This is a genomic window from Streptomyces odontotermitis, from assembly GCF_050510915.1.
In the GTDB taxonomy this organism is placed as follows: Bacteria; Actinomycetota; Actinomycetes; order Streptomycetales; family Streptomycetaceae; genus Streptomyces.
Map to the genome: position 1 here is coordinate 216,693 of NZ_JBNJLS010000012.1, position 22,634 is coordinate 239,326.

General features: G+C 71.7%; 20 protein-coding genes. 13 read left to right on the plus strand and 7 right to left on the minus strand.

Annotation, left to right across the window (positions count from 1 at the left end; genetic code table 11):
* Positions 1–8 precede the first annotated feature (8 nt).
* A complete protein-coding gene (locus tag ACQB60_RS29560; protein ID WP_496929146.1) occupies positions 9–2,060 on the minus strand; it encodes a TerD family protein in 2,052 nt (683 codons plus the stop codon).
* 359 nt (positions 2,061–2,419) lie between these two features.
* Between ACQB60_RS29560 and ACQB60_RS29565 the strand changes: the two genes are divergently transcribed.
* The 5 genes from ACQB60_RS29565 (at position 2,420) to ACQB60_RS29585 (ending at position 8,994) form a co-directional block, all read left to right on the plus strand.
* Positions 2,420–3,529: a PP2C family protein-serine/threonine phosphatase gene (locus ACQB60_RS29565; protein ID WP_496929147.1), complete on the plus strand. Its 1,110-nt coding sequence runs from the start codon at positions 2,420–2,422 to the stop codon at positions 3,527–3,529.
* A 248-nt stretch (positions 3,530–3,777) separates the two neighbouring features.
* Complete coding sequence (locus ACQB60_RS29570; protein WP_496929148.1) at positions 3,778–4,731, plus strand: endo-beta-N-acetylglucosaminidase H; 954 nt, start codon at positions 3,778–3,780, stop codon at positions 4,729–4,731.
* A 406-nt stretch (positions 4,732–5,137) separates the two neighbouring features.
* Positions 5,138–5,683: a GNAT family N-acetyltransferase gene (locus tag ACQB60_RS29575; RefSeq protein WP_496929149.1), complete on the plus strand. Its 546-nt coding sequence runs from the start codon at positions 5,138–5,140 to the stop codon at positions 5,681–5,683.
* A 74-nt stretch (positions 5,684–5,757) separates the two neighbouring features.
* Complete coding sequence (locus ACQB60_RS29580; RefSeq protein ID WP_496929150.1) at positions 5,758–5,895, plus strand: hypothetical protein; 138 nt, start codon at positions 5,758–5,760, stop codon at positions 5,893–5,895.
* Positions 5,896–6,021: 126 nt separating this feature from the next.
* The gene (locus ACQB60_RS29585; RefSeq protein ID WP_496929151.1) at positions 6,022–8,994 is read left to right on the plus strand and encodes an AfsR/SARP family transcriptional regulator; all 2,973 of its coding nucleotides are present in this window, start codon (positions 6,022–6,024) and stop codon (positions 8,992–8,994) included.
* 70 nt (positions 8,995–9,064) lie between these two features.
* On the opposite strand, the gene ACQB60_RS29590 is transcribed toward ACQB60_RS29585, so the two are convergent.
* Positions 9,065–9,742 carry a hypothetical protein gene (locus tag ACQB60_RS29590; protein ID WP_496929152.1) on the minus strand — a complete coding sequence of 226 codons (678 nt, stop codon included), beginning with the start codon at positions 9,740–9,742 and terminating at the stop codon, positions 9,065–9,067.
* 181 nt (positions 9,743–9,923) lie between these two features.
* On the opposite strand from ACQB60_RS29590, the gene pcaDC reads away from it, so the two are divergent.
* Genes pcaDC through ACQB60_RS29605 form a run of 3 tightly spaced genes read left to right on the plus strand, consistent with a single transcriptional unit; the run spans position 9,924 to position 12,708 of the window.
* Positions 9,924–11,222 carry a bifunctional 3-oxoadipate enol-lactonase/4-carboxymuconolactone decarboxylase PcaDC gene (pcaDC, locus tag ACQB60_RS29595; protein ID WP_496929153.1) on the plus strand — a complete coding sequence of 433 codons (1,299 nt, stop codon included), beginning with the start codon at positions 9,924–9,926 and terminating at the stop codon, positions 11,220–11,222.
* A gap of 33 nt (positions 11,223–11,255) precedes the next feature.
* Positions 11,256–11,891: an MBL fold metallo-hydrolase gene (locus tag ACQB60_RS29600; protein ID WP_496929193.1), complete on the plus strand. Its 636-nt coding sequence runs from the start codon at positions 11,256–11,258 to the stop codon at positions 11,889–11,891.
* Positions 11,892–11,928: 37 nt separating this feature from the next.
* Positions 11,929–12,708 (plus strand): exodeoxyribonuclease III, encoded by a 780-nt coding sequence (locus tag ACQB60_RS29605; protein WP_496929154.1) that lies wholly within the window; start codon positions 11,929–11,931, stop codon positions 12,706–12,708.
* A gap of 20 nt (positions 12,709–12,728) precedes the next feature.
* On the opposite strand, the gene ACQB60_RS29610 is transcribed toward ACQB60_RS29605, so the two are convergent.
* Positions 12,729–13,136, minus strand: coding sequence for a nuclear transport factor 2 family protein (locus tag ACQB60_RS29610; protein WP_496929155.1), 408 nt, complete (start codon positions 13,134–13,136; stop codon positions 12,729–12,731).
* Between the two features lie 130 nt (positions 13,137–13,266).
* On the opposite strand from ACQB60_RS29610, the gene ACQB60_RS29615 reads away from it, so the two are divergent.
* The 3 genes from ACQB60_RS29615 to ACQB60_RS29625 all read left to right on the plus strand — a co-directional run bounded on the left by ACQB60_RS29615 (position 13,267) and on the right by ACQB60_RS29625 (position 17,538).
* Positions 13,267–13,761: a MarR family winged helix-turn-helix transcriptional regulator gene (locus ACQB60_RS29615; protein ID WP_496929156.1), complete on the plus strand. Its 495-nt coding sequence runs from the start codon at positions 13,267–13,269 to the stop codon at positions 13,759–13,761.
* A 112-nt stretch (positions 13,762–13,873) separates the two neighbouring features.
* Entirely contained in the window at positions 13,874–14,923 is a 1,050-nt protein-coding gene (locus ACQB60_RS29620; protein WP_496929157.1) for a helix-turn-helix domain-containing protein, read from the plus strand.
* Positions 14,924–15,126: 203 nt separating this feature from the next.
* Positions 15,127–17,538, plus strand: a complete 2,412-nt coding sequence (locus tag ACQB60_RS29625) for a protein kinase domain-containing protein (protein WP_496929158.1) — start codon at positions 15,127–15,129, stop codon at positions 17,536–17,538.
* On the opposite strand, the gene ACQB60_RS29630 is transcribed toward ACQB60_RS29625, so the two are convergent.
* Both ACQB60_RS29630 and ACQB60_RS29635 read right to left on the minus strand, forming a co-directional pair.
* Positions 17,528–18,106, minus strand: a complete 579-nt coding sequence (locus ACQB60_RS29630; RefSeq protein ID WP_496929159.1) for a DinB family protein — start codon at positions 18,104–18,106, stop codon at positions 17,528–17,530. The genes ACQB60_RS29625 and ACQB60_RS29630 overlap by 11 nt on opposite strands.
* A 9-nt stretch (positions 18,107–18,115) precedes the next feature.
* Positions 18,116–19,105: an AraC-like ligand-binding domain-containing protein gene (locus tag ACQB60_RS29635; RefSeq protein WP_496929160.1), complete on the minus strand. Its 990-nt coding sequence runs from the start codon at positions 19,103–19,105 to the stop codon at positions 18,116–18,118.
* A 234-nt stretch (positions 19,106–19,339) separates the two neighbouring features.
* Between ACQB60_RS29635 and ACQB60_RS29640 the strand changes: the two genes are divergently transcribed.
* The gene (locus ACQB60_RS29640; protein WP_496929161.1) at positions 19,340–20,476 is read left to right on the plus strand and encodes a serine hydrolase domain-containing protein; all 1,137 of its coding nucleotides are present in this window, start codon (positions 19,340–19,342) and stop codon (positions 20,474–20,476) included.
* Positions 20,477–20,586: 110 nt separating this feature from the next.
* Here ACQB60_RS29640 and ACQB60_RS29645 read toward each other — a convergent pair whose 3' ends face one another.
* Both ACQB60_RS29645 and ACQB60_RS29650 read right to left on the minus strand, forming a co-directional pair.
* The gene (locus tag ACQB60_RS29645) at positions 20,587–20,808 is read right to left on the minus strand and encodes a hypothetical protein (protein ID WP_496929162.1); all 222 of its coding nucleotides are present in this window, start codon (positions 20,806–20,808) and stop codon (positions 20,587–20,589) included.
* A gap of 151 nt (positions 20,809–20,959) precedes the next feature.
* Entirely contained in the window at positions 20,960–21,583 is a 624-nt protein-coding gene (locus ACQB60_RS29650; protein WP_496929163.1) for a TetR/AcrR family transcriptional regulator, read from the minus strand.
* Between the two features lie 144 nt (positions 21,584–21,727).
* On the opposite strand from ACQB60_RS29650, the gene ACQB60_RS29655 reads away from it, so the two are divergent.
* Complete coding sequence (locus ACQB60_RS29655) at positions 21,728–22,630, plus strand: NmrA/HSCARG family protein (protein ID WP_496929164.1); 903 nt, start codon at positions 21,728–21,730, stop codon at positions 22,628–22,630.
* The last annotated feature ends 4 nt before the right edge of the window (positions 22,631–22,634 follow it).

Here is a 22,634-nt window from a genome sequence, read left to right on the forward strand (position 1 = left end):
TTCCCGCCTCAGCTCACCCGCGTGACCACACCCCCATGGAACGCGTCGATCGCCGAATCGACGCTGCGGATGAAGCCGGAGGACGCGTTGCCGCGCGTGCTGCCCAGCGTCCGCGAGAGCGACAGGCGGAAGCCCGTGATGTCGCGGGGCAGGCCGTTTCCCGGGCCCGGCAGCAGGTCGGCCGGTTCGGGGCGGAGCTTGTCCAACGTGGCGCGCGGGCCCGGGACTTCACCGCGCAGCAAGGTCTGGACGTGCAGATCGGCCGGTGCGTCGGCCAGCTGCCGCATCAGGCGCTTCACCCAGGTCAGGGGGTAGCCCTGGTCGGGCGCGGGCACCTCCATCGACGTACGGAGGCGGCTCAGACGCAGATCGGCCGTGAGGTGCAGGGTGCCGGGCGCGCCGTCGATCCTGATCTCGGCGTGCAGCCGGCCGTCCTCGCACAGTTCCCTGGCGTGCGCCGTGCGGCGCGACCGCGGATCCGTGCCGCGTCTGGCGCGCTGGACCGGCGTGACCTTCCTGCCGAGTTCGCCGCCGAGCCGCAGGCACACCTGCCGGATCAGGCGCTCCCAGCTCTCCACCACGCGCACCGCGCGCGGATCGCCCGGCACGAGCGTCTCGTCGTCGATCCCGTTGCGTACGCGGACCCAGTCGGGGCCCATGTTCTGGAAGCCGTGGCAGCCGGAGTTCTCGTGCTGGAGGTAGTGGAGGAGTTCCTCCAGCAGCCAGGCGTGCGGCTCCTGGCGTACGCCTTCGTGGTGGAGCAGTACCTGCGCCCGGTGCGTCACCTCGGCCCAGGAGAGGTGCCAGAGGGCGACCTTGTGCTTGCGCCGGGCGTCGGCTTGCACCCCCACGAGCGGGATCCCGTCCAGGGCCACGTCGTTGGTGAGCGTGATGACCGCCTCGTATCCGCGCCGGGCGGCGATGTCGAGATAGTCCTGCACCTGCTCGGCCTTGAGGGGGTTGCCGTTGGTCTTGGTCTCGATCAGAGCGGTCCACAGCTTGCCCGCGCGTTCGACGCGGATCACGCCGTCGGGACGGCGCGGACGGTCCGCGTTCGGCAGGGGCACCTCCGTGAACGCCTCCATGCGGCCCGCCGGTGCGCCGAAGGCGGCCGTGAGCCTGCGGCCGAACTCCGGTACCTGCGCCATCACCGACAAGAGAATGGACGTCACCCGCGCCTCGCGGTCCCGGTCGCTCTTGAGCGAGGAGAGGGGGAAGAGACGGGCCGCCTTCCACTCGTCGTTCTCCGCGAGGGAGGGCTTGGCGGCGGCCCGGGGCGCCCGTACCGCCCTCTTCGTGGTGGTGCGTGGACGACGGGAGCCGACGGGTGCGGGGCCGAGGTCGGGGCCTGGTGTGCCTACGGGCTGCGCTTCCTGCGTCGCGAGCGGGACTTGGCATGGGAGTGCTGCGACTGGTGTCCGGTCGGCGACCGGTGCCTGGTCCACGGCGCCCGGAGCCGACAGGTCCGCTCCGGGAACGTCCGTCCCGGTTGAGGCGGCCCCCTCCTGACCGTCGTCCTCGTCGATCTCGATGCCGTAGTCCGTGGCCAGTCCCGCCAGCCCCGTCTCGTAACCCTGCCCGACCGCGCGGAACTTCCACTCGCCCGCCCGCCGGTAGACCTCGCCGAAGACGAAGGCGCTCTCCACCGTCGCCCCCGTGATGGTGAAGCCCAGGACGTCCTCGCCCGTCCGGCCGGTGAGCGTGAGGCGGAGGTCCTCCAGTTCACCGAAGCCGGCCCGCTGGTAGCGGCTGGCGGCGATGACCACGCACCGCACCGCCTGGGGGAGGGCCGACAGGTCGAGCTTGATCCTGTCCTCGCTGCCGTTGTCGGTGGGCGTCTGGCCGAGCAGCTGGACGGATCCGTCGGGCGCGACCGGGTGGTTGTAGAAGTAGAAGTCCTCGTTCCCGCCCACTTTCCCGTTCTCCCGGAGCAGGAGGACGGACACGTCGGCGTCCTCCTCGCCGCTCGCGCTGCTCCACCCGAGCCGCGCGATGAGGGAGCCGCCCTCGTCGGCGAGCGCGGGAAGTGCGGTGTTCTCACCCTTGGCCAGTTCGCGCACGCGAGCCCCCCCTGCGGCGGGAAGGACGTGCGGTCGAAGGCCGAACGGCCCTCCAGGCGAAAGAAGTTGAATGTCCCTTGTTCATGAGCTTGAGCCGACATCGGTGGTCCTGACAAGGGTCTGGACCCGCGTTCCGCCTGCATGTCGCGGGTATATGCCCAACGTGTAACCGCCGTCCGCCACTTGACCACCGAACGATCACATGGCGGCACCGTGGCGATCACAAGCGATCCGATGCGCAAAGGTGCCGACGCGGGTGCGAGCCCTGGCTTTATGTGGGTAGTCCGCCACGACGGTGAACGAGGTGAACAAGCGAAGCAAGCGAAGCAAGCGGAACAAGCGGAACGAGGGGAAAGCGGATGCCCGAGGGTTCGTCCACCGTCCGGCTCTGGCTCTGGCTCATCGCACTCATCGGTGCGGGCCTGGCCGTCCTCGACGTGGCCATGGGCCCGGCCACCAGCCTGATCGGGCTGCTGCTCGTCTGCCCGATGGTGGCCTCCGCGCAGCACGACGGCCGGGTGACCGCCGCCGTCTCCGCCGCCACCCTCGCGCTCGCCGTGGCCGTCAGCGCCGCCGAGCACGATCTGGGCCAGGGCGACACCCGGGTGCGGCTGCTGATCCTGGCCGTCGCCTCCGCGTACGCGACCTGGGTCGCCCGCCGATCGACCCGCCACCAGCGGCAGTTGAAGAAGATCGCGGCCGTGGCCGAGCGTGCCATCATCCGGCCCACCGACTTCCGTATCGCGGGCCTCGAAGTGAGTGCCCGCTACCGCTCGGCGGCCCCGCACGCGCACATCGGCGGTGACCTGTACGCCTTCGCCAACACCCCGATGGGGCTGCGGCTGCTGATCGGCGACGTACGGGGCAATGGCCTGTCCACCGTCCATCTGTCCGCCGCGGCCATCGGCCACTTCCGCGACGCCGCCTACACGCAGCCCGATCTGCTCGACGTCGTAGGGGAGTTGGACACCCGTCTCGCCGACGACCTGGGGCCGGAGGACTTCATCACGGCGCTGATCGCCGAGGTCGCCCCGGACCACGTCCGCCTCGTCAACTGCGGTCACCACCCGCCCCTCCTCGTGCCGGGCACCGGCACCGCCACCCTGCTGGTGCCACCCTTCTCGGCCACCCCCATCGGTCTGCACCCCGCCCCCGCCATACACGAGGCACCTCTTGCGACCGGGGACCGGCTGCTCTTCTACACCGACGGACTCGCCGAGGCCCGCGACCGGACCGGCGCCATGCCCGACCTCCAGAAGGTCGCCCGCCTCTGCGCCGGAGCGGACCTGGAGGACGCCCTCGACACGGTCCTGGACGCGGTGGACCGGCACACCGGCCGCGCCGTCGCGGCCGACGACATCGCCCTGATCCTCCTCAAGGCGGCCCCCGCGCCCACGCAGCGCCCGCCGGCGCCCCACGACGGGCAGGCCGCGGCCGATCCCGAAGCGCCCTCCGCCGTGGGGCGGTGACGCGACCTGGCCCGACGCCGCCGTGCGGCGCGCACGGTGTGCGTGGCGTCGATCCGTGTCTCTCACTGTGCTGGTTTCGCGCCAACGCGCCTGTGGTGAGGCCGAGTTGACGCGCTTCATGCGTGGGACTCGTGAAGAGTTCGCACGCGGTTCCCGGGATTCGGTCACAGAAGCGGAAAACTCGGAGCGCTCACTCGGCGCTTCGAACAGGTCGGGCGCCGACCCATGTGATGGGAGACCGATCAACGATGTTCAGTCTGGTACGGAGCAGAGTGCGGACGGCCGCGCTCGCCCTCTCGGCCGTCGTGGCCCTCGCCCTCGGGGCGACCGCCACGAGCGGCGCGGCGGCGTCCCCTGCTCCCACCCCCCACCCCACCCGCACCCCCGCCCCCGCTCTCGCGAAGCAGGGACCGACCTCGGTGGCGTACGTCGAGGTGAACGACAACAGCATGCTCAACGTCGGCAAGTACACCCTGGCCAACGGCGGCGGCAACGTCTTCGACGTCGCCGTGATCTTCGCGGCGAACATCAACTACGACACGAGCAAGAAGTCGGCCTACCTGTACTTCAACGAGAACGTGCAGCGCGTCCTCGACAACGCCGCCACGCAGATACGGCCGTTGCAGCAGAAGGGCATCAAGGTCGTCCTCTCGGTGCTCGGCAACCACCAGGGCGCGGGCTTCGCCAACTTCCCGTCCCAGCAGGCGGCTTCGGCGTTCGCGAAGCAGCTGTCGGACACCGTGACCAAGTACGGGCTCGACGGCATCGACTTTGACGACGAGTACGCCGAGTACGGCAACAACGGCACCGGCCAGCCCAACGACAGCTCGTTCGTGCACCTGGTCACGGCGCTGCGCGCCAACATGCCGGACAAGATCATCAGCCTCTACAACATCGGCCCGGCCGCATCGAGCCTCTCCTACGGCGGCGTCGACGTCTCCTCCAAGTTCGACTACGCCTGGAACCCGTACTACGGCAGCTGGCAGGTGCCCGACATCGACCTGCCCAAGTCGAAGCTGTCGCCCGCGGCCGTCGAGATCGGCCGTACCTCGCAGAGCACCGCCGCCGACCTCGCCCGCCGCACGGTCAGCGAGGGCTACGGCGTCTATCTCACGTACAACCTCAACGGCGCCGACCGCAGCGCCGATGTCTCCGCGTTCACGAGGGAGCTGTACGGCAGTGACGCCGTCTATGAGCCGTAGCTCCCTCAGGGGTTGCCGCGTTCCGTAGGGCCGTAACAGCCTGTGCAGGCCGCGCTCTTGACAACGTTGTCGGGGGCGCGGCCCCACGGCACGGCCCTCCTGGTCTGTTGATCGGTTGTTGATCGCTTGTGTACTGGTCGCTGGCCCACTGAAGGCCAGTGTTCCGTTCGCGGTCTTGGAGGACCTTCGTGCTCAGGCAGGTAGTTCGAGTAGTGGCCGGTGTGGCGGCGGCCTTGGTGCTCAGCGCCGTGGGCGCGTCGGCCCACGAGGATTCAGCCCCGCGCGCCGCGGTGGTGACCGCAGGCCCGGTGGCCCCCGAGGGCTGCAGTGGAAGCCCGATGGGCTGTACGTGACTCGTCGTGGTTCCGGCTTCGAGAACCTGCCATACGGGGGGGGGGAGGCGCGGGTGAGCGACATCGTGACGCGTCGGCTTCGGCTGCGGCGTTTCAGCCGTGATGACGCGTCGGCGCTGGCCCGGTATCGCTCTGATCCCGATGTCGCCCGCTATCAGTCCTGGCGCTCGCCGATCGATCAGACGGAAGCGGAGGCGATCGTCGCCGGGTATCTCGCGGAGCATCCCGACGGCGACGGGCCCGGCTTCTTTCAGTACGCGATCGAACTGCACCAACGGCCCGGCTTGATCGGTGATCTCGCCATCGCGAGGACGACCGGCCGCGGTCAGGCGATGCTGGGCATCACGCTGGCGCCGGACATGCAGCATCGGGGCTACGCGACGGAAGCGATGACCGCCGTGGCGCACCGGCTCCTCGACATGGGCGTGCAGCGGATCACGGCCACCTGCGACGCCCGCAACACGGCGTCCGCGCAGCTCCTGCGACGTGTCGGCTTCGAACAACAGGGTCGGGAGAAGCGGTACGTGGAGCAGCGCGGCATCCACGCGGACGTCCTGCTGTTCAGGATGCCGGGCGAGCGGCTGCACCGCCCCTCATGAACCTGCCGGGAACCAACCGGGTTCCAACGGCGATCACCGAGCGCACTCTGGCGCGATCACAACAGGAGGACAGCATGGATGGAGCCCGCCCGGGGGAACGCATCGCGCCGGTCGGCGAGGGTGAGGTCGGCGAGAGTGAGGTCGGCGTCGGCTTTGTGGATGAGCCGAGTCAGCTCGATGAGCCGGGCGACTCGGAGGAGTCCGGGGCATAGTCCTCGGATCCGCACCGCCCCCGGGACGTGTCCCGGGGGCGGTGCGCGGTCGCGGCTGCGGCCGCGGGGAACTTGCAGGAATTACGGGGATCACGGGGATCACGGACTCACGGGGGGCTCTGCACCATGCACGGAGACGACCTTCAGTACGCGTTACTCGGGCCGGTGCGCGTGCGGCTCGGTGACGTGGCGGTGCCGTTCACGCCGCAGCAGCAGGCCGTCCTGGCCATCCTGCTCGGCCGTCGGGGGCGGTCCGTCACTGTCGGAGAACTCATCGACGGGCTCTGGGGACCCGACGCCCCGAACGGCGCCCGTTCGACGCTGCAGACCCAGGTGGGGCAGGTGCGCGGGAAGCTGGAGCCGGGGCGGCCGCCTCGTACGGCGGCGCGGGTCCTGCGTTCCGTCCACGGCGGGTACCTCCTGGAGACCGCCGACGGCTCCTGCGACGTCGAGCTCTTCGAGCGGTACGCGGCCGACGCCGGCCACGCGGAGCGCGCGGGCGACACCGGCAGAGCGTACGAACTGCTCGACACGGCCCTGCAGTTGTGGCGGGGGCAGCAGCCGCTGGCCGGGGTGCCAGGACCGTACGCCGAGAGCCTGCGGGCGCCCCTGGCCGAGGCGCGGCTCGCCGCCCTGGAAACGCGGCTGCGGCTCGGCCTCGACAAGGGCGCGCATGCCGACGTCCTGCCCCGGCTCAGGGCCCTGGTCGCCGAACACCCGCTGCGCGAAGGGCTCCAGGCCCTGCTGATGCTGGCCCTGTACCAGGACGGACGGCAGGCGGAGGCGCTGACCGCGTACGGCGAGGCGCGGCGGCTGCTCGACGACGAGCTCGGCGTCGCACCCGGCGCCGAGCTGACCACGCTGCACCAGCGGATCCTGCGGGCCGATCCCGCACTGGCTCCCGCCTCGGTCCGGACCGCCACCGTCGCCGCCGCGGCGGCCGCCCCCATGGCCTCCGCCACTTCGCCTCGCCCGCCCGCCCCGCACGCCCCCGTCCCCGCTCAACTCCCCGCCCCACCGGCCGACTTCACCGGCCGCACCGAGGAGGAGGGCCGGCTCCTCGCCGCCCTGGACGCCGAGGCGCCGCACGTCGTGGTGTCGGCGGTGGCCGGGATCGGCGGCGTCGGCAAGACCACGCTCGCCCTGCACGCCGGACGCCGGGTGCGCACGCGCTATCCGGACGGCCAGCTCCACGCCGATCTGCTGGGTGCGTCCGCCGCGCCCGCCGAACCGGCCGAGATCCTGGCCCGCTTCCTGCGCGCCCTGGGCGCCGGCCCCGTACCGGACGGCGTCGAGGAGCGTGCAGCGCTCTACCGCTCCGTGCTCGCCGGGCGCCGTGTCCTGGTCGTCCTGGACGACGCCGCCGACGAGGCCCAGCTGATGCCGCTGCTGCCGTCGACTCCCGGCTGCGCGGCCCTGATCACCAGCAGGGCCCGGCTCGGTGCCCTGCCCGCCGCGCACACTCTGGACCTGGACGTCCTCACCGCCGATGACGCGCTCGACCTGCTCACCCGCGTCATCGGACCGGAGCGGATCGCCGCCGAACCGCGATCCGCCGCAGCTCTCGTGGCGGCCTGCGGCCGTCTTCCGCTCGCGGTACGCATCGTGGGTGCCCGTCTCGTCCAGCGCCCCTCCTGGACGCTCGACGGCATGGTGCGCCGCCTGGCCGATGAGCGCCGCAGGCTCGGCCAGCTGCGCGTCGGGGACCTCGCGGTGGAAGCGACCTTCCAGCTCAGCTACGACCAGCTGCCCCCTGAACTCGCCCGCGCCTTCCGCCTCACCGCGCTCGCCGACGGGCCCACCTTCGCGGTGCCCGCGGCCGCTGCCCTCCTGGATCTCGACGAGGCGAAGACCGAGAACCTCCTCGAACGCCTCCTCGACATCGGCCTGTTGGAGTCTCCGTACGCGTGCCGGTACCGCTTCCACGACCTGCTGCAGCTGTTCGCCCGCGCCCGCGCCGAGGAGAGCGAGGCGGCGGTCGAGCGGGACGCCGCCCACGCCCGGCTCGTCGACCACTACCTGGCCACCGCACGCGACGCCTACCGCCTGGCCCGCCCCGGCTGCACCCTTCCCGACGCGCTGGCCGCCACCCACCGCACCGCCACACCGTTCTCCGACTCCCTCGCCGCCCAGGAATGGGTGCGCGAGGAGATCGACGCCATCCTCGGGGCGCTGCGGCACGCAGCCGGGATGCGGCACACCGCCCGCACCGGCGCTCACCTGCGGGCGGCCGCCGACCTGCTGCTCGCCCTCGACCCCTTCAGCGAGCACGACTTCCTCTGGCCGCGCCTCAACGGACCCGCCGCCGCGCTGGCCGACGCGGCCGCCGCCCACGGGGAGTCCACCGCGGAGATCCGCGCCCGCTACATGCTGGCGGGCGGGCTCTGGCAGGTCGGCGACGAGACACGGGGCACCTCGCACGTGGAGCGCGCCCTCAGGCTGTGCCGCGCCACGGGAGACGAGTCGCTCCTCGGCCAACTCCTCAACGTATCGGCGTTGTTGACGTTGGATCTCGGGGCGGAGGAGGCGCTTTCCCTGTTCCGCGAGAGCTCCGCCGTGCACATCAGGCGGGGCAATCTGTGGGGTGAGCTGGAGGCCCTCGTCAACACCTGCACCCCTCTCAGGGCGCTCGGCCGGGGCGCGGAGGCGCTGGCGGCCCTGCGTGACGCGCTGCCCCGGGCCGCGCCCATGGGCTGGACGCTGGTGCACGTCTACCTTCGGTGCACGCACGCGGAAGCCCTGGCGGGACTGGGGCGCGCCGCCGAGGCGTTCGAGAGCTACGGCGTGGCGCTGACGGGCAGCCGGGAGATCGGCTCGGACTTCCTGGAGGCGATGGTCGAGCGCGGCCTGGGCGTGACCTCGTACACCCTCGGCCGCCCCGCCGACGCCCGGCTCCACTTGGAGCGCTGCCTGGACCGCGCCAGGGCCCTCGGTGACCAACGGCTCCAGGTGAGCGCCCTCACCGGCCTCGGCGCGGCCCTCGCCGCCCTGGGAGACACCGGCCGCGCCGACGCCTGCCGCCACGAGGCGCACGGCATCTGCGAACGGCTCGGCATCACGCCACCCGCCGCCCCGCCCCGGCCGGCCCCCATCGGATGACCGGCGTGTGCGCCATCTCCCGCCGCTCCGACGGAAGATGACGCTCCATCAGGAAGATGCGGGCGTACCGTCAGCAGGGCTCGCCGGTGCGCCCGTTCTTCGTGGACCAGACGGCCTTCCACTGGTCCGCGCCCTCGCCGTCCGCGTGCCCCTTGTAGAGGACGAAGTTGCCGTCCTGCTGCATGCGGGCCCAGACGTTCTGCCCGTTGCACGCCTCGGTGCCGCTGTTCCAGGCGGCGTTGCCGTCGGCGTCGTACACGACGAAGTTGCCGTCCTGCTGCATGACCGCGGCACCGGCGCTCCTGCCCGCCGTGCCCGACTGCCACACCACGTCGACCTGGGTGTCACCGTCCTGGCAGGAGCCGCCCACCGCGCACTCCAGGATCATCTTGGCGAGCTTCGTGAAGTTCGGCGGACCGCCGACCTCCGGCGGGATCCAGGTCTTCCAGTGCGAGATGACGAGGTTGCCGTCCTCGCCGTAGTCGACGCGGTACGCCTCCTCGGTGGTCACCAGACCGCCGATCCCCGTGCTGCCGTAAACGATGTCCGTCGAGATGTGCTGACCGGGGCGCAGACACATCCCGGAGTTCATGTGGTCCCAGTTGTCCCCGGGGGACGGGCAGTTGAGGTCGTACCCGGACCCCTTCCAGGTGTCGTCCGCGACACCCGGACCAGCCGTCGCGAGCTGGAACGCGACAGCCGCGCCCGCCAGGGCGGTGGCGGCCAGGGCTCTGCGTGCGTGCTTCATGTGCCTCTCTACCTCCGTCTGTCCGGGCGGACCGCGGGTCGCGGACCGCCCGGGAAGGAAGACTCCCGGGGCCCTCTCCATGGGCACTCAACGTGTGATCAACGCGGGTTCAGGCCCGCATTCCTCCCGACTTTCCGGCCCTGGCGGCAGGACCGCGGGTGACATGTGGGAGCGTGAGCGGGTGAGTGAGACGACGCCTAAGACCCTGCAGTACCGCTTTGACGGGCCCGAAGACGCCCCGGTCCTGATCCTTGGACCCTCTCTCGGCACTACCTGGCACATGTGGGACCGGCAGGTGCCCGAGCTCAGCAAACAGTGGCGGGTGTTCCGCTTCGACCTGCCCGGACACGGGGGCGCCCCGGCGCACCCGGCGGGGTCGGTCGCGGAGCTCGCCGCGCGGCTGCTGGCCACGCTCGACGAGCTCGGCGTGCAGCGCTTCGGTTACGCGGGCTGCGCCCTGGGCGGCGCCGTCGGCGCGGAGCTCGCCCTGCGCCACCCGCAGCGCGTCGCCTCGCTCGGGCTGATCTCCGCCTCGCCGCGGTTCGGCTCGGCCGACGAGTTCCGCCAGCGCGGCGTGATAGTCCGCAGCAACGGGCTCGACCCGATCGCCCGCACCTCGCCCGAGCGCTGGTTCACGCCCGGCTTCGCCGCCGCGCAGCCCGCGATCACCGACTGGGCCGTGCAGATGGTCAGAACCACCGACCCCGGCTGCTACATCGCCGCCTGCGAGGCCCTCGCCGCGTTCGACGTCCGCGCCGAGCTCGGCCGCATCGGCGTCCCGACCCTCGTCCTGGTCGGCTCCGAGGACCAGGTGACCGGGCCCGGCGAAGCCCGCACGCTCGTCGCCGGGATACCCGACGCCCGCCTCGCCGTCGTGCCGGGCGCCTCGCACCTCGCCCCGGTCGAGCAGCCCGCCGCCGTCACGGACCTTCTCGTACGTCACTTCAGCACCGCCTGGCAGCCCGCCGTCGACCCGGCGACCGGCCAGCACGCGATCATGGCGCCCCCGGTCAAGCCGGTCCTGCCGCCCCCGCCCGTCGCCCCGGTCGCGGAGATCGCACCCCTCGAACAGCCCGAGCAGGTCGCGGGCCCCGGCCGCCCCGACCCCTACGAGCCGGGCCTCAAGGTCCGCCGCGAGGTCCTCGGTGACGCCCACGTGGACCGGGCCCTCGCGGGCACCGACGAATTCTCCGGCGACTTCCAGGAGTTCATCACCCGCTACGCCTGGGGCGAGATCTGGACCCGCCCTGGCCTGGACCGCCGCTCCCGCAGCTGCGTCACGCTCACCGCCCTGGTCGCGGGCGGCCACCACGACGAGCTCGCCTTCCACACGCGCGCGGCGCTGCGCAACGGCCTCACTCCTGACGAGATCAAGGAAGTGCTCCTGCAGACCGCCGTGTACTGCGGGGTCCCGGCCGCCAATACGGCCTTCAAGATCGCGCAGTCCGTCATCCGCGAGGAAACGACGCCCCAGGAGTAGCAGGATGGGGGCATGGCTACTTCTCCTGCACCCATGAAGCTGACGAAGAAGTCCCACGCGTGCGTGCGTCTCGAAAAGGACGGGCGGACCCTCGTCATCGACCCCGGCACCTTCAGCGAGGAGGACGCCGCCGTCGGTGCCGACGCCATCCTGGTCACGCACGAGCACCTCGACCACTTCAACGAGGACCGGCTGCGGGCGGGCCTGGAGGCCAACCCCGGCGCCGAGATCTGGACGCTGCGCTCCGTCGCGGACCAGATCTCGGCGGCCTTCCCCGGCCGCGTCCACACGGTCGGCCACGGCGACACCTTCGAGGCCGCGGGCTTCGACGTCCAGGTCCACGGCGAGCTGCACGCGGTCATCCACCCCGACATCCCGCGCATCACGAATGTCGGCTACCTGATCGACGGCGGCGCGGTCTTCCACCCCGGCGACGCCCTCACCGTCCCCGACCACGCCGTGGAGACCCTGATGCTCCCCGTCATGGCCCCCTGGAACAAGATCGCCGAGGTCATCGACTACGTACGGGAGGTCAAGCCGGCCCGCGCGTACGACATCCACGACGCCCTCCTCACCGACCTGGCCCGCCCCATCTACGACAGCCAGATCGGCGCCCTGGGCGGCACCGAGCACCTGCGCCTGACGCCGGGGGAGTCCGCCACCCTGTGAGCGGTGGCTGTCAGTGGGGGCCGGTAGGTTGTGAGACATGCGCATCGCCACTTGGAACGTGAACTCGATCACCGCCCGCCTCCCCCGCCTCCTGGCCTGGCTGGAGAACAGCGGCACGGACGTGCTGTGCATCCAGGAGACCAAGTGCTCCGCGGAGCAGTTCCCGGCGGACGAGCTGCGCGAGCTCGGCTACGAGTCGGCGGTGAACGCGACGGGCCGGTGGAACGGGGTGGCGCTGGTCTCCCGCGTCGGCCTCGACGACGTCGTCAAGGGGCTCCCCGGCGACCCCGGTTACGACGGCGCAGAGGAGCCCCGCGCGGTCTCCGCGACGTGCGGCCCGGTCCGCGTCTGGTCGGTCTACGTGCCGAACGGCCGCGAGGTGGACCACGCGCACTACGCCTACAAGCTCCAGTGGTTCGAGGCCCTGAAGGCCGCGGTCGCCGGGGACGCGGCGGGCTCCCGCCCGTTCGCGGTGATGGGTGACTACAACGTCGCACCGACGGACGACGACGTCTGGGACATCTCCGTCTTCGACGGCGCCACGCACGTCACGCCCGCCGAGCGCGCGGCCCTCGCGTCCCTGCGCGAGGCGGGCCTCCAGGACGTCGTCCCGCGCCCCCTCAAGTACGACCACCCCTTCACGTACTGGGACTACCGCGCCCTCGGCTTCCCGAAGAACAAGGGCATGCGCATCGACCTCGTGTACGGGAACGAGGGCTTCGCGAAGGCGGTGACGGACGCGTACGTGGACCGCGAGGAGCGCAAGGGCAAGGGCGCGTCGGACCACGCTCCCGTCGTGGTGGACCTCGACGTGTAGGCGTGGCCGACCGCGAATCGTCAGCGCGCGTGGGCCAGGTCGGCGTCCGCTTCGGTGCCGCCCTCGACCATCCTGCTGACCTCTTCCACCCAGAGCAGCCGGCCGCTGTCGTCCACCTCTCCGAAGAGGTGGACCTCGGCGGTCAGTGACGACCCGTCCAGCTTGTCGACCGCCACGGTGTGGCGGTCGGCGAAGGTGTTGCCGTCCTGGACGAGCCGGTCGACCACGATGTGCCCGCCGGCGACTCGCTTGCGCAGCAGCCTGATGTGGGCCACGAACTCCTCGAAGTTCGCGGGCACTCCGTCGGTCAGCTGGGTGTACGCCGGGCTGAAGTAGCGGGCCGCCACCTCCTCCAGGGGGAACTCCTCCTCCGAGCCGAAGCTGACCTGATTCAGGACCTGCGTCAGGTACTCCTTCGTGAGCTTCATGACGTGCTTCTCCCCTCCACCCCGCGGCCACTGCGTGCTTTCTGCACGCATTACGACCGTAACCCAAATGCGGGCACCGTGCACGCTTTCTGTCGCAAGAAGCGTGCTCCGTGCACGCTAAGGTGGCGGCATGACGGCGGAGCGGGACGACATGGCGGAGAAGGACGAGTGGGGCGCGCAGGTGTCCGGTGCGGTCGCCGCGCTCATGCGGCGCAGCACCAGAGCCCACCTGTACGGCGTCCTGACCGAAGGCGTCGGACCGGGGATCAACGAAGCGACGTACCCGGTCCTGTCCGGCCTCGCGAGGACGGGACCGCGGTCGGCCGCGGCGCTGGCCTCGGAAGTGGGGATCGACCGGTCGGTGACCAGCCGCCACGCCACCCGCCTGGAGAAGGCCGGCCTGCTGCGCCGCGAACCCGACCCGTCCGACCGCCGCGCGACCCTGCTCGTCCTCACCGCGGACGGGGAGCGGGCCGTCGAGGTCATGCGCGACCGCTTGGCCGCAGCCATCGACGACTACCTCGGTACCTGGGACCCGGCCGAAGCGGCGGCGTTCGTCACGTACTTGCGCCGGTTCACCGAAGAGGGCCCCTGGCGGCAAGGACCCGACGGCGACGCGGATTGAGTGACACGGGGGAGGACGGCGGGCACCGCGAGCGCCGCCTCGCGGCCACGTCCGCGTGACGGTGACCTGACGCCGTCTTCTCAGCGCCGCGTCCGCTTGCCAGGATCGCGAGATGCGCGACGTGAGCGAGGGCTCTGCTCAGGATTCCGCCCAGGATCCCGGACAGGATCCCGTGGTGCGGGTGAGCACCGACGGCATCCCGCACCAGGAGAGGTTCTCCTGGTGGACCGAGATGGTCGACCGCGAGGTCATGCCGGTGACGACCCGCTGCGAGCACGCGCCTCGCTTCCGCGGCTGGGCGCGGACCGTGACGGTGCCGCGGACCCCGGTGACGACCTTCACGTTCTCGCCGATGAGTGCGCGCCGCTCGGGGCGCCAGATCGGCCGCCAGGACCCCGAGGACTTCTACCTGATGCTCGCGCGGGAGAACCCGATCCGGCTCGAACAGCACCGGGGCATCGCGTGTCTCGACGCCGGGGACATGGTCCTGTTCTCCTCCTCGTACCCGTTGAGCTGCGAGTTCCACGACCTCGGCAGACAGTCGAAGCTGACGATGATGCGGCTGCCCCGTGCCGTCCTGCCCCTGACGGGCGACCGGGCGGACCGGTTGCTCGCGGAGCCGCTGCGGCCCGCCCGTTCGGGGCCCGCGGCACTTCTGGGCCCGTATCTCGCGGGACTTGAGGACGCCGCGCGCGCCAGTGGTCCCCAGGAGCTGGCGCGACTCGGGGCCATCGGGCTCGACCTGGCGGCCACCGCGCTCGCCGGGCGGCTCGGCGCGGAGGGCAGCCTGCCGCCCGAGACCCGGCGCGCCACCCTGCTGTTCCGGATCAACACCTTCATCGACCAGCACCTCGGCGACCCCGAACTGCGCCCCGCGGCCATCGCGGCCCACCACCACATCTCGGTACGCACCCTGCACCAGCTGTTCCGCGACGAGCCGGAGACCGTGGCCGCCGCCATCCGCCGCCGTCGCCTGGAGCACTGCCACGCGGACCTGAGCGATCCCCGCCTGGCGCGGTGCGCGATCGGCGAGATCGCCGTCCGCTGGGGGTTCCGGCACCCCGGGGACCTCAGCCGTGCCTTCCGCGACGCCTACGGGGAGGCCCCGAGCGAGGTCCGCGCGCGTGCACGCGATGCCAAGTATCTCTGCGCTCCTTGCTGATGACCGCACGGGTCCGGCGGGACCACAGTGGAGTGGCACCACTCCGGGTGACCAAGCAGAGGGGGGAGCCACCCGGTGCTGCGGAGGTGGCGGCGGTTCCGATGAGCAACCGCCGCCACCGGAACGCCGTCCGGCGGCTACCTGCTCGCACGGGGCGTCGGAGGACCGTGCGGGGCGCCCAACTACCGTACGGGCAGGGGGACATGGAAGAACTCACCGGCGAGGACCCGAGAACCGTCGGCGGCTACCGGCTCCTGGGGCGCCTCGGCCAGGGCGGGATGGGTCGCGTCTACTTGGCGCAGGCGCAGGCGCAGGCGCAGGCGCAGGCGGCGGACGGAGCGGGCGGGCGCCTCGCGCTCAAGGTCATCCACCCCGCGTACGCGCAGGACGAGGAGTTCCGGCGCCGCTTCCGCCGCGAGGTGCGCGCCGCCGCCCGCGTCAGGGCGCCCGGCGTGGCACGCGTCCTCGACGCCGACCCCGATGCTCAACTCCCCTGGCTGGCAACGGAGTTCATCCCCGGTCTCTCCCTCGCCGAGGCGATCGCCGAGCACGGTGGCCTGCCCGTCCCGGCGTGCCGCCGTCTCGCGGGACACCTCGTGGCCGCGCTCCGCTCCGTCCGCGGCGAGGGCCTGGTCCACCGCGACCTGAAGCCGTCCAACGTGCTGCTCGGCGCGGACGGCGCCCGGCTGATCGACTTCGGGATCGCCCGTGCGGTCGACGACAGCGCCATCACGCACACCGGTCAGATCCCCGGCACACCCGGCTACATCGCCCCCGAGGTGCTGCGCGGCGCCGACGCGGACGCCCGCTCGGACGTGTTCGCGCTCGGCGCGGTCCTCGCGTTCGCCGCCCGGGGCAGCCACCCCTACGGGACGGGTCCGGCCGCCGTCGTCCTGGCCCGCCCGCTGGCCGTGGACCCTGACCTCTCGGGGATCGCGGACGACGCGTTCGCCGAAGTCCTGCGCCGCTGCCTGGCCATGGACCCGGCGGACCGCCCCACCCTGGACGGCCTTGAGCGCGCCGCTGCGGCCGAGGGGCGCGCGCCCACCGGGTTCTGGGTACCGGCGACGCTCCTCGACGCCATCGGGCAGCGCTCGTTGCTCGCGGAGACGCTCACGGGGCGAGTTTCCGCAGCGGGGCGGGCGGCCGTCCCGCACCGCCCGACGGCCCTCCCGCCGCCGGGCCCGCGCAACGCGCCGACTGGCGAGGGACTTACGGAGCCAAGCGCGGCGAGACGTACGGCGCGGCGTACGGAGAAACGTACGGAGAAACGTACGGAGAAACGGCCGCCCGCCAAGGTGGCACCCGAGCCGCTGCCCCGCCACCTCCCCGGCCGGCGCACCGTCGTGCGGGCCGCCCTGGCCGTGGGGGCCGTCGTCGGGGGCGGCATCGTCATCGACGGGCTGAGGGACTCCGGCCGCAAGAGCCGCGAGCAGGACGAGAAGCGGCAGGCGGAGCAGGACAAGGAATGGGCACGGGCCCAAGAGATCGCGCGCCGCCACAAGGCGGCGGTGAAGGCTGCCGCTGTTCCTCTCAAGTCGCGCCTCGTATGGGACCGGAAGGCCGAAGGCGGACTCTCGGCCCCGGCCCTGTCGGGCTCCGCGCTGTACGTACGGGACACCAGCGGCAGCCTGCGGGCCCTCGCGGCGCGCTCAGGAGCGGTTCGTTGGTCCCAGCGGGTCGGCTCGACCCACGTCCAGTTCGCACTCGTGGCGATCGGCGACGTCGTAGCGGTGATGGGCAGCCAACCGGACATGACGGTGCACAGCGTGCGCGACGGATCTCTGCTGTGGACCGCGCCACGGGCCGACAGCCCGCCATCGGTCTGGCGGGACCACCTGGTCTACCTCGCGGGCCATGCCATCCGCTGTGTCACCACGGGCGGTTCGCAGCTGTGGAACCACGACTACGGCGGCCCGAACCTGAAACCCGGCCCCTTGATCACGACGGATGACACCGCGGTGCTGGTACGGGGCGGCAACAAGCTCATCGTGGTGTCGCTCCGCAACGGCTCCCTCCGCTGGGACCGGCAGCTCACCGACAGCATGGCGCTTGCCGACACGGCCGTGAGCGGCGACACCGTGATCGTCCATGGCGACGGGAAGCTCACCGCCCTCGATCTGTACAGCGGCAACAAGCGCTGGAGCGCCGAGACGGCGGAAGAAGGAAGCACGGGCCCCGTCTCGGTCCGGCGGGGTGTCGTCTACGCGACGGTGGCCACGCTGGGCCTGTACGCGTTCTCCCTCGCCACGGGCAAGAAGCTCTGGCACACACGCCGAGGACCGGACCATTCCGTGCTCCATTGCCCGCGGGTACCGGAGTTGGTCTTCGGTCACGCGCGCTCCGAGCTGATCGCCGTACGCGCGTCCAACGGCTCGGTGGCCTGGCGGACCGTCCTGGACTCCGGCGGCCCCGCCGACTCCGAGGAGACCTTCGCTGCCGGCAGTGCTCTGTTCGGGTACGCCGACAAGGGAGATGTCCTGGCCTGCGTGGACGCCCGCACTGGGCGCTTCCGTTGGACGGTCCGCCCCGTGTCGAGGATGTTCGCCCCGGTGCCGACCCCGGCCGGCCTGGTGGTCGCGGGCCCCGGCGGCCTGCTCTGCGTCAAGCCGTGACCGACCGAGCGGGCGGCTGTCCGGCCCCGTCCTGCCAGTGGTAGAGGTCGCGCAGCAGGGAGATCTCCGCGCCGTGATGGATCAGCTCCCTGTTGACGTGCAGGACCCTGTTCTCCATGGGGAACCGCTCGGGACCCACGGCCGGCGGATTCTCCAGGTCGGCGTCCGAGAGCGTGCGGACTCCCTCGTTCCATCTCTCATACATCTCATCGAGCTGTTTCAGTGCCTCGTCGGCGGTCCCCGCGTAGGCGAATGTCTCGGAGTCGATGTCCTGGCCGCCGAAGTACCAGCCGACCCGATAGCCCAGGCACGAGACGATGAGGTGTGCCAGCCGCCAGGAAATCGTGGTCACCGGCGCAGGCACCGGGCCAGGGGACGCGAAATCCATCGTCCACGCCCCCGTACCTTGGGGCATCGCTGTGGCCGACGTGCCCTGCGGGCGGACGCTCCAGCAGCCGCGCACCGGCTCCCAGAAGTACTCCTCATCCGTGAGACCGTCCAGCCGCGGCCGCAGGTTCGTGCGCCAGTGCCAGTCCAACTGCTCCGCGAGCTGCTCACTTCTTGTCATCTCCGAACACTACATACAACGGGGATTCGGCTCGCGAAGTGCCGCCTGCCGGACCTCACTTGGCGCCATGCCGTACGCGGCACGGAACGCCCGGCTGAAGTCCGCCGGGTGCGGGTAGCCCCACCGGGCGGCGACGGCGCCGATCGACCGCTGCCGCAGCCGGGGGTCGGTGAGGTCGGCGTGGCAGCGTTCCAGGCGGCGTCGGCGGATGGAGGCGGCCACGGTGTCGTCCTGCCCGCGGAAGAGCAGGTGCAGGGAGCGCAGCGAGATGTGGTGGTGCGCCGCGATGTCGGACGGAGTCAGTTCCGGGTCACCGAGGTTGTGGTCGATGAAGGCGTTGACGCGGGAGAGCAGGGCCTGTTGGCGGGTCTCGGCCGGGAGATCGTCGTAGGCCCCGAGGTGCTGGGCGAGGCAGGCGCCCGCCAAGTCCCGTGCCACCGCCCCTAATCGGCTCAGGTCACGCGGGTCGCACTCGGGCCCGCAGGCGTCGAGCGACTGGATGAACCGGGCGAGGATCGCCCCCATCCCGGCCCGCGCCGACAAGGGCTGGGCGAGCAGGCGGTGGACCTTGTCGGACGGCAGCGGCACGGCCTCGCGCGGCAACTGCAGGATGACCACCTGGGTGTTGAGCCCTCGGTCCGGCACCTCGCCCTCGAACGGGTACGAGACGTCGAAGAGCAGCATGTCGCCGAGCACGAGCCCGGAGTCCTGACGCCGCTGGCTGATCCACAGAGGGGTGCCGGAGACGAAGAGCAGCTGGTACGTGCCCGGGTCGGCCCGCCGGATGTGCGACCAGGTGCGCTTCAGGTAGGCGGGCGGGCTGTTGAAGGCGGCCACGCGTACGGAGTCGAGGTCGAGGACCGAGGCCGAGGCGCGGAAGTCGACGGCTCCGTCCGCGCTGTTGAGGGTGAGCGGCGCCAGCTCACGCGACACCAGCTCGCACCAGAAGGGGCATTGGTCCGCCGCGGGCAGGTCCTCGTTCGACACGGTCTGCCACATCCCGCACCCACCCTCGCATTTCCCAGATCACCACTGGTTCCCCTCGGCGCACGACGGTCGGTGCTCGGTGCCCGGCGCCCACCCCGGCTCCATTGTTCCCCGGGGCGGCGGGGCCCCGGGGGTTTTGTCGCCACCTGTTCGACGACCCCGGCCAACTCCGCAATTACGTAATGACGTAATCTCTGACTCGTGACCAACGAGTCAGCGTTACGACGAACGACGGGGGAGCAGCCCATGAACCGAAGGAAGTTCCTTGCCGCGGCGACGAAGGCCGCGACGGTGACGGCGACGACGGTGGGAGCGGGCGCGTCGCTGCTGCCGGGCACCGCCGCAGCAGCCACCGCCACCGCCGCGGCCGACGAACTGCCCAAGCGCGTACGGAAATACCTGGACCAAGCGCTCGCCGCAGGCAGCCCCAGCGTCATCTGCGGGGTCATCCAGGGCCGACGCACCCACGTGGAGGGCGCGGGCAAGGCCGTGGGCGGGTCGGCGCCGGACGGCAGGACGGTGTTCCAGCTCGGCTCCATCACCAAGACCCTCACGGCCACGGCACTCGCACGCGCGGTGTGCGCGGGTACGGTCCGCCTGGACGCGCCGCTCACCCTGCCCGCCCGCTTCCGTATCCCGCACAAGGGCCCCCGCCGGATCACCCTGGCCGACCTGGCCACCCACACCTCCGGCCTGCCCTCCCTCCCGCCGAACCTGCTCGCCGAAGCGGACCCGCTCGACCCCTACGCGCACTACACGCTGGACGACCTGGCCGCCGGACTGCGCGAGACGAAGCTGAGCACAGAGCCCGGCAAGGTCCACGCCTACTCAAACTTGGGATTCGGGCTGCTCGGCCAGGCACTGGCCTTCGACGACGTGGACGCGATGCTGCGGCGCCAAGTGGCGGCCCCGCTCGGCCTGGTGGACACGACGACGACCTTGCGCCCGGACATGGCATCCCGCAAGGCCGTCGGGCACGCCGACAAGAAGCCCGTCCCCGACTGGCACGACCGCGTCCTCAGCGCGGCAGGCACCTCGATGTACAGCACCGCCGACGACATGCTGCGCTTCCTCAACGCCCAGCTCCACCCCCGCCGTTCACGACTGCGCGCCGCCATCGAACTGACCCAGAAGCCCCGCTTCACCGTCGACCGGTACACGCGGCTCGGCCTCGGCTGGCAGCTGAGCCCCCTGCCCGGCGGCCGGACCATGACCTGGCACAACGGCGGCACCGGCGGATTCAGCACCTGCGCGGCGTTCAGCCGGGAGAGCGGGACGGCGGTGGTGATGATGGTGAACACCTACAGCGAGGGAACCGAGACGGCTGCCCGCCCGGTGGACGCCCTCACCATCGGGTTGCTCCGCGAGCTGGACGCGGCCTGACCTGGCGGACCTGACGGACCTGACGGACTTGGCAGCCCTGGCGGACCTGGCGGACCCGATCGATCTTCGTCCGGTCCGCCCGCTGGCCCGGGGAAGCCGTCTGGCGGGGGTCAGTTCCACGGTTCCTGGTCGGGGTCTTCGTCCAGCACCTTCGCTGCGGCCACGCAGAGGTCGCGGCCGTAGATCTGGTTGCTGCCCCACTCGGAGCCCCACAGGTCGGTCGCGGCCTGGGCCACGGAGCGCCAGGAGAGGTCTTCATCTACGCGCCAGGTGCGGATCTGAGCTGCCATCTCGGGCGTGATCGTCGCGGGGTCCACAGTGCTCTGCGTCATTCCACCGACCATACGGACTCAGCGGAGGCTGGCGCCTAGTGTCCCGATTTCGAGATTCCGCACCGCCACTCGCATGATCGGCGGGCCTCTGACCAGGCGCTTGGTGCTGGTCGCGCCTCACGTGGTGCGGCGGAAACTCAAAACCAGCTCACTAGCTCGGAACGCGCGGCGGCTGCCCCGCAGTTCGTGGATCGACGAGCTCGCAGGCGATCTCCAGCGCGGCATCGATCAGCTCGGGGCCGCCGCTCTCCGCGCGCTCGGCCTCGTCGCCTGCCATGTGCAGTGCGGTGACGGCGAGGCGGGCGCGCAAGGAGGCGGTGGGGGCGGCAGGGGTGCTTGCCCCGGCCGGTGCATCCGGAGCCGGTGCGCCCGGCCCCGTCAGTAGACCGAACAGGGCGCGGACGTGCGCCCGGGCCTCGGTGCAGAGCGGCTGGTCCTCGTACGAGGGGTCGTTGTCCTGCAGCAGGCGCGCCGCGGCGGTGACGCCGGTCTTCGTCAACTCGGCGTAGCGGCTGAGGAGTTCGCGTCGGGTCTCGGGTCCCGGGGGCTGCCGCTCGCCCCAGTCGACGAGTTCGGCGACCGACGTCGAGAAGTCCTGCAGGACGGCGGCGAGGATGTCCTCCTTGGACTTGTAGTGGTAGTAGAGGGCCGCCTTCGTGATCTTCAGCCGGTCCGCGATCATGCGGAGCGACGCGCCCTCGTAGCCGTATTCGGCGAAGAGCTGGAGGGCGACGCGCTGGGCGCGCTGTCGTGTGTCGGTGCGGCGGCCTGCCATGCGGGTCCCCATCCCCTTTCCTGTACGCCACGTTGTCTGCGTGCGAACCACATTGCTTGCCGATCGGCAGGCAATGTCTTACGTTCAGTGCTCGATCACTTTACCTGTCGGCAGGTAATGGATGCTGGTGTGACGGAGGAACACATGGCGACAGCAGGAGCACCCCGGACCGTCCTCGTGACCGGAGCCACCGGCCGGCAGGGCGGCGCCACGGCTAAGCACCTGCTCCGGGCGGGCTGGAAGGTCCGCGCCCTCGTCCGGCGCCCGACGGCTCCGGCGGCCCAGGCGCTCGCCCGCTCGGGGGCCGAACTCGCGGCGGGCGACATGGACGATCCCGTCGCGCTCGACGCGGCGATGCGCGGCGTGCACGGCGTGTTCAGCGTCCAGCCCACGGCCGGGTACGCGGGCACCGCGCCGGGGTTCACCGTCAAGGACGAGGTCCGGCTGGGCACGAAGGTCGCCGACGCGGCCGCGCGAGCCGGGGTCGGCCACTTCGTCTACGCCTCGGTCGGCGGCGCCGAACGCGCCACCGGAATCCGCCGCTGGGAGAGCAAGTGGCGGATCGAGCAGCACATCGGGGCGCTGGGGCTGCCTGCCACGATCCTGCGCCCGGTCAGGTTCATGGAGAACCAGGCCGATCCGGTCCTCGGCGTGCGCGACGGCGTTCTGGCCGACGTGGTCGAGGCCGACGTCCCCGTCCAGCTCATCGCCGCCACCGACATCGGCGCCTTCGCGTCGCTCGCGTTCACCGACCCCGACCACTACCTCGGCCGCGCGCTTGAACTGGCAGGCGATGAGCGGACGTTCCCGCAGATCGCCGCCGCCATCAGCCGCGCGACAGGACGCCCCGTCGACTACCGGCCCATCCCGCGCGCGGCGCTCGCCGACGCCGACCCCGACGCCCGCGCCGGCTACGACTTCGCCAACCGCCAGGGCGGCTGGCAGGCCGACATACCGGCGCTGCGCGCACTGCATCCCGGCCTGATGGACCTCGACGCCTGGCTCCAGAGCGAAGGCGCGGCCCTGCTTCATGCCCAGGGAAGCTGAACGG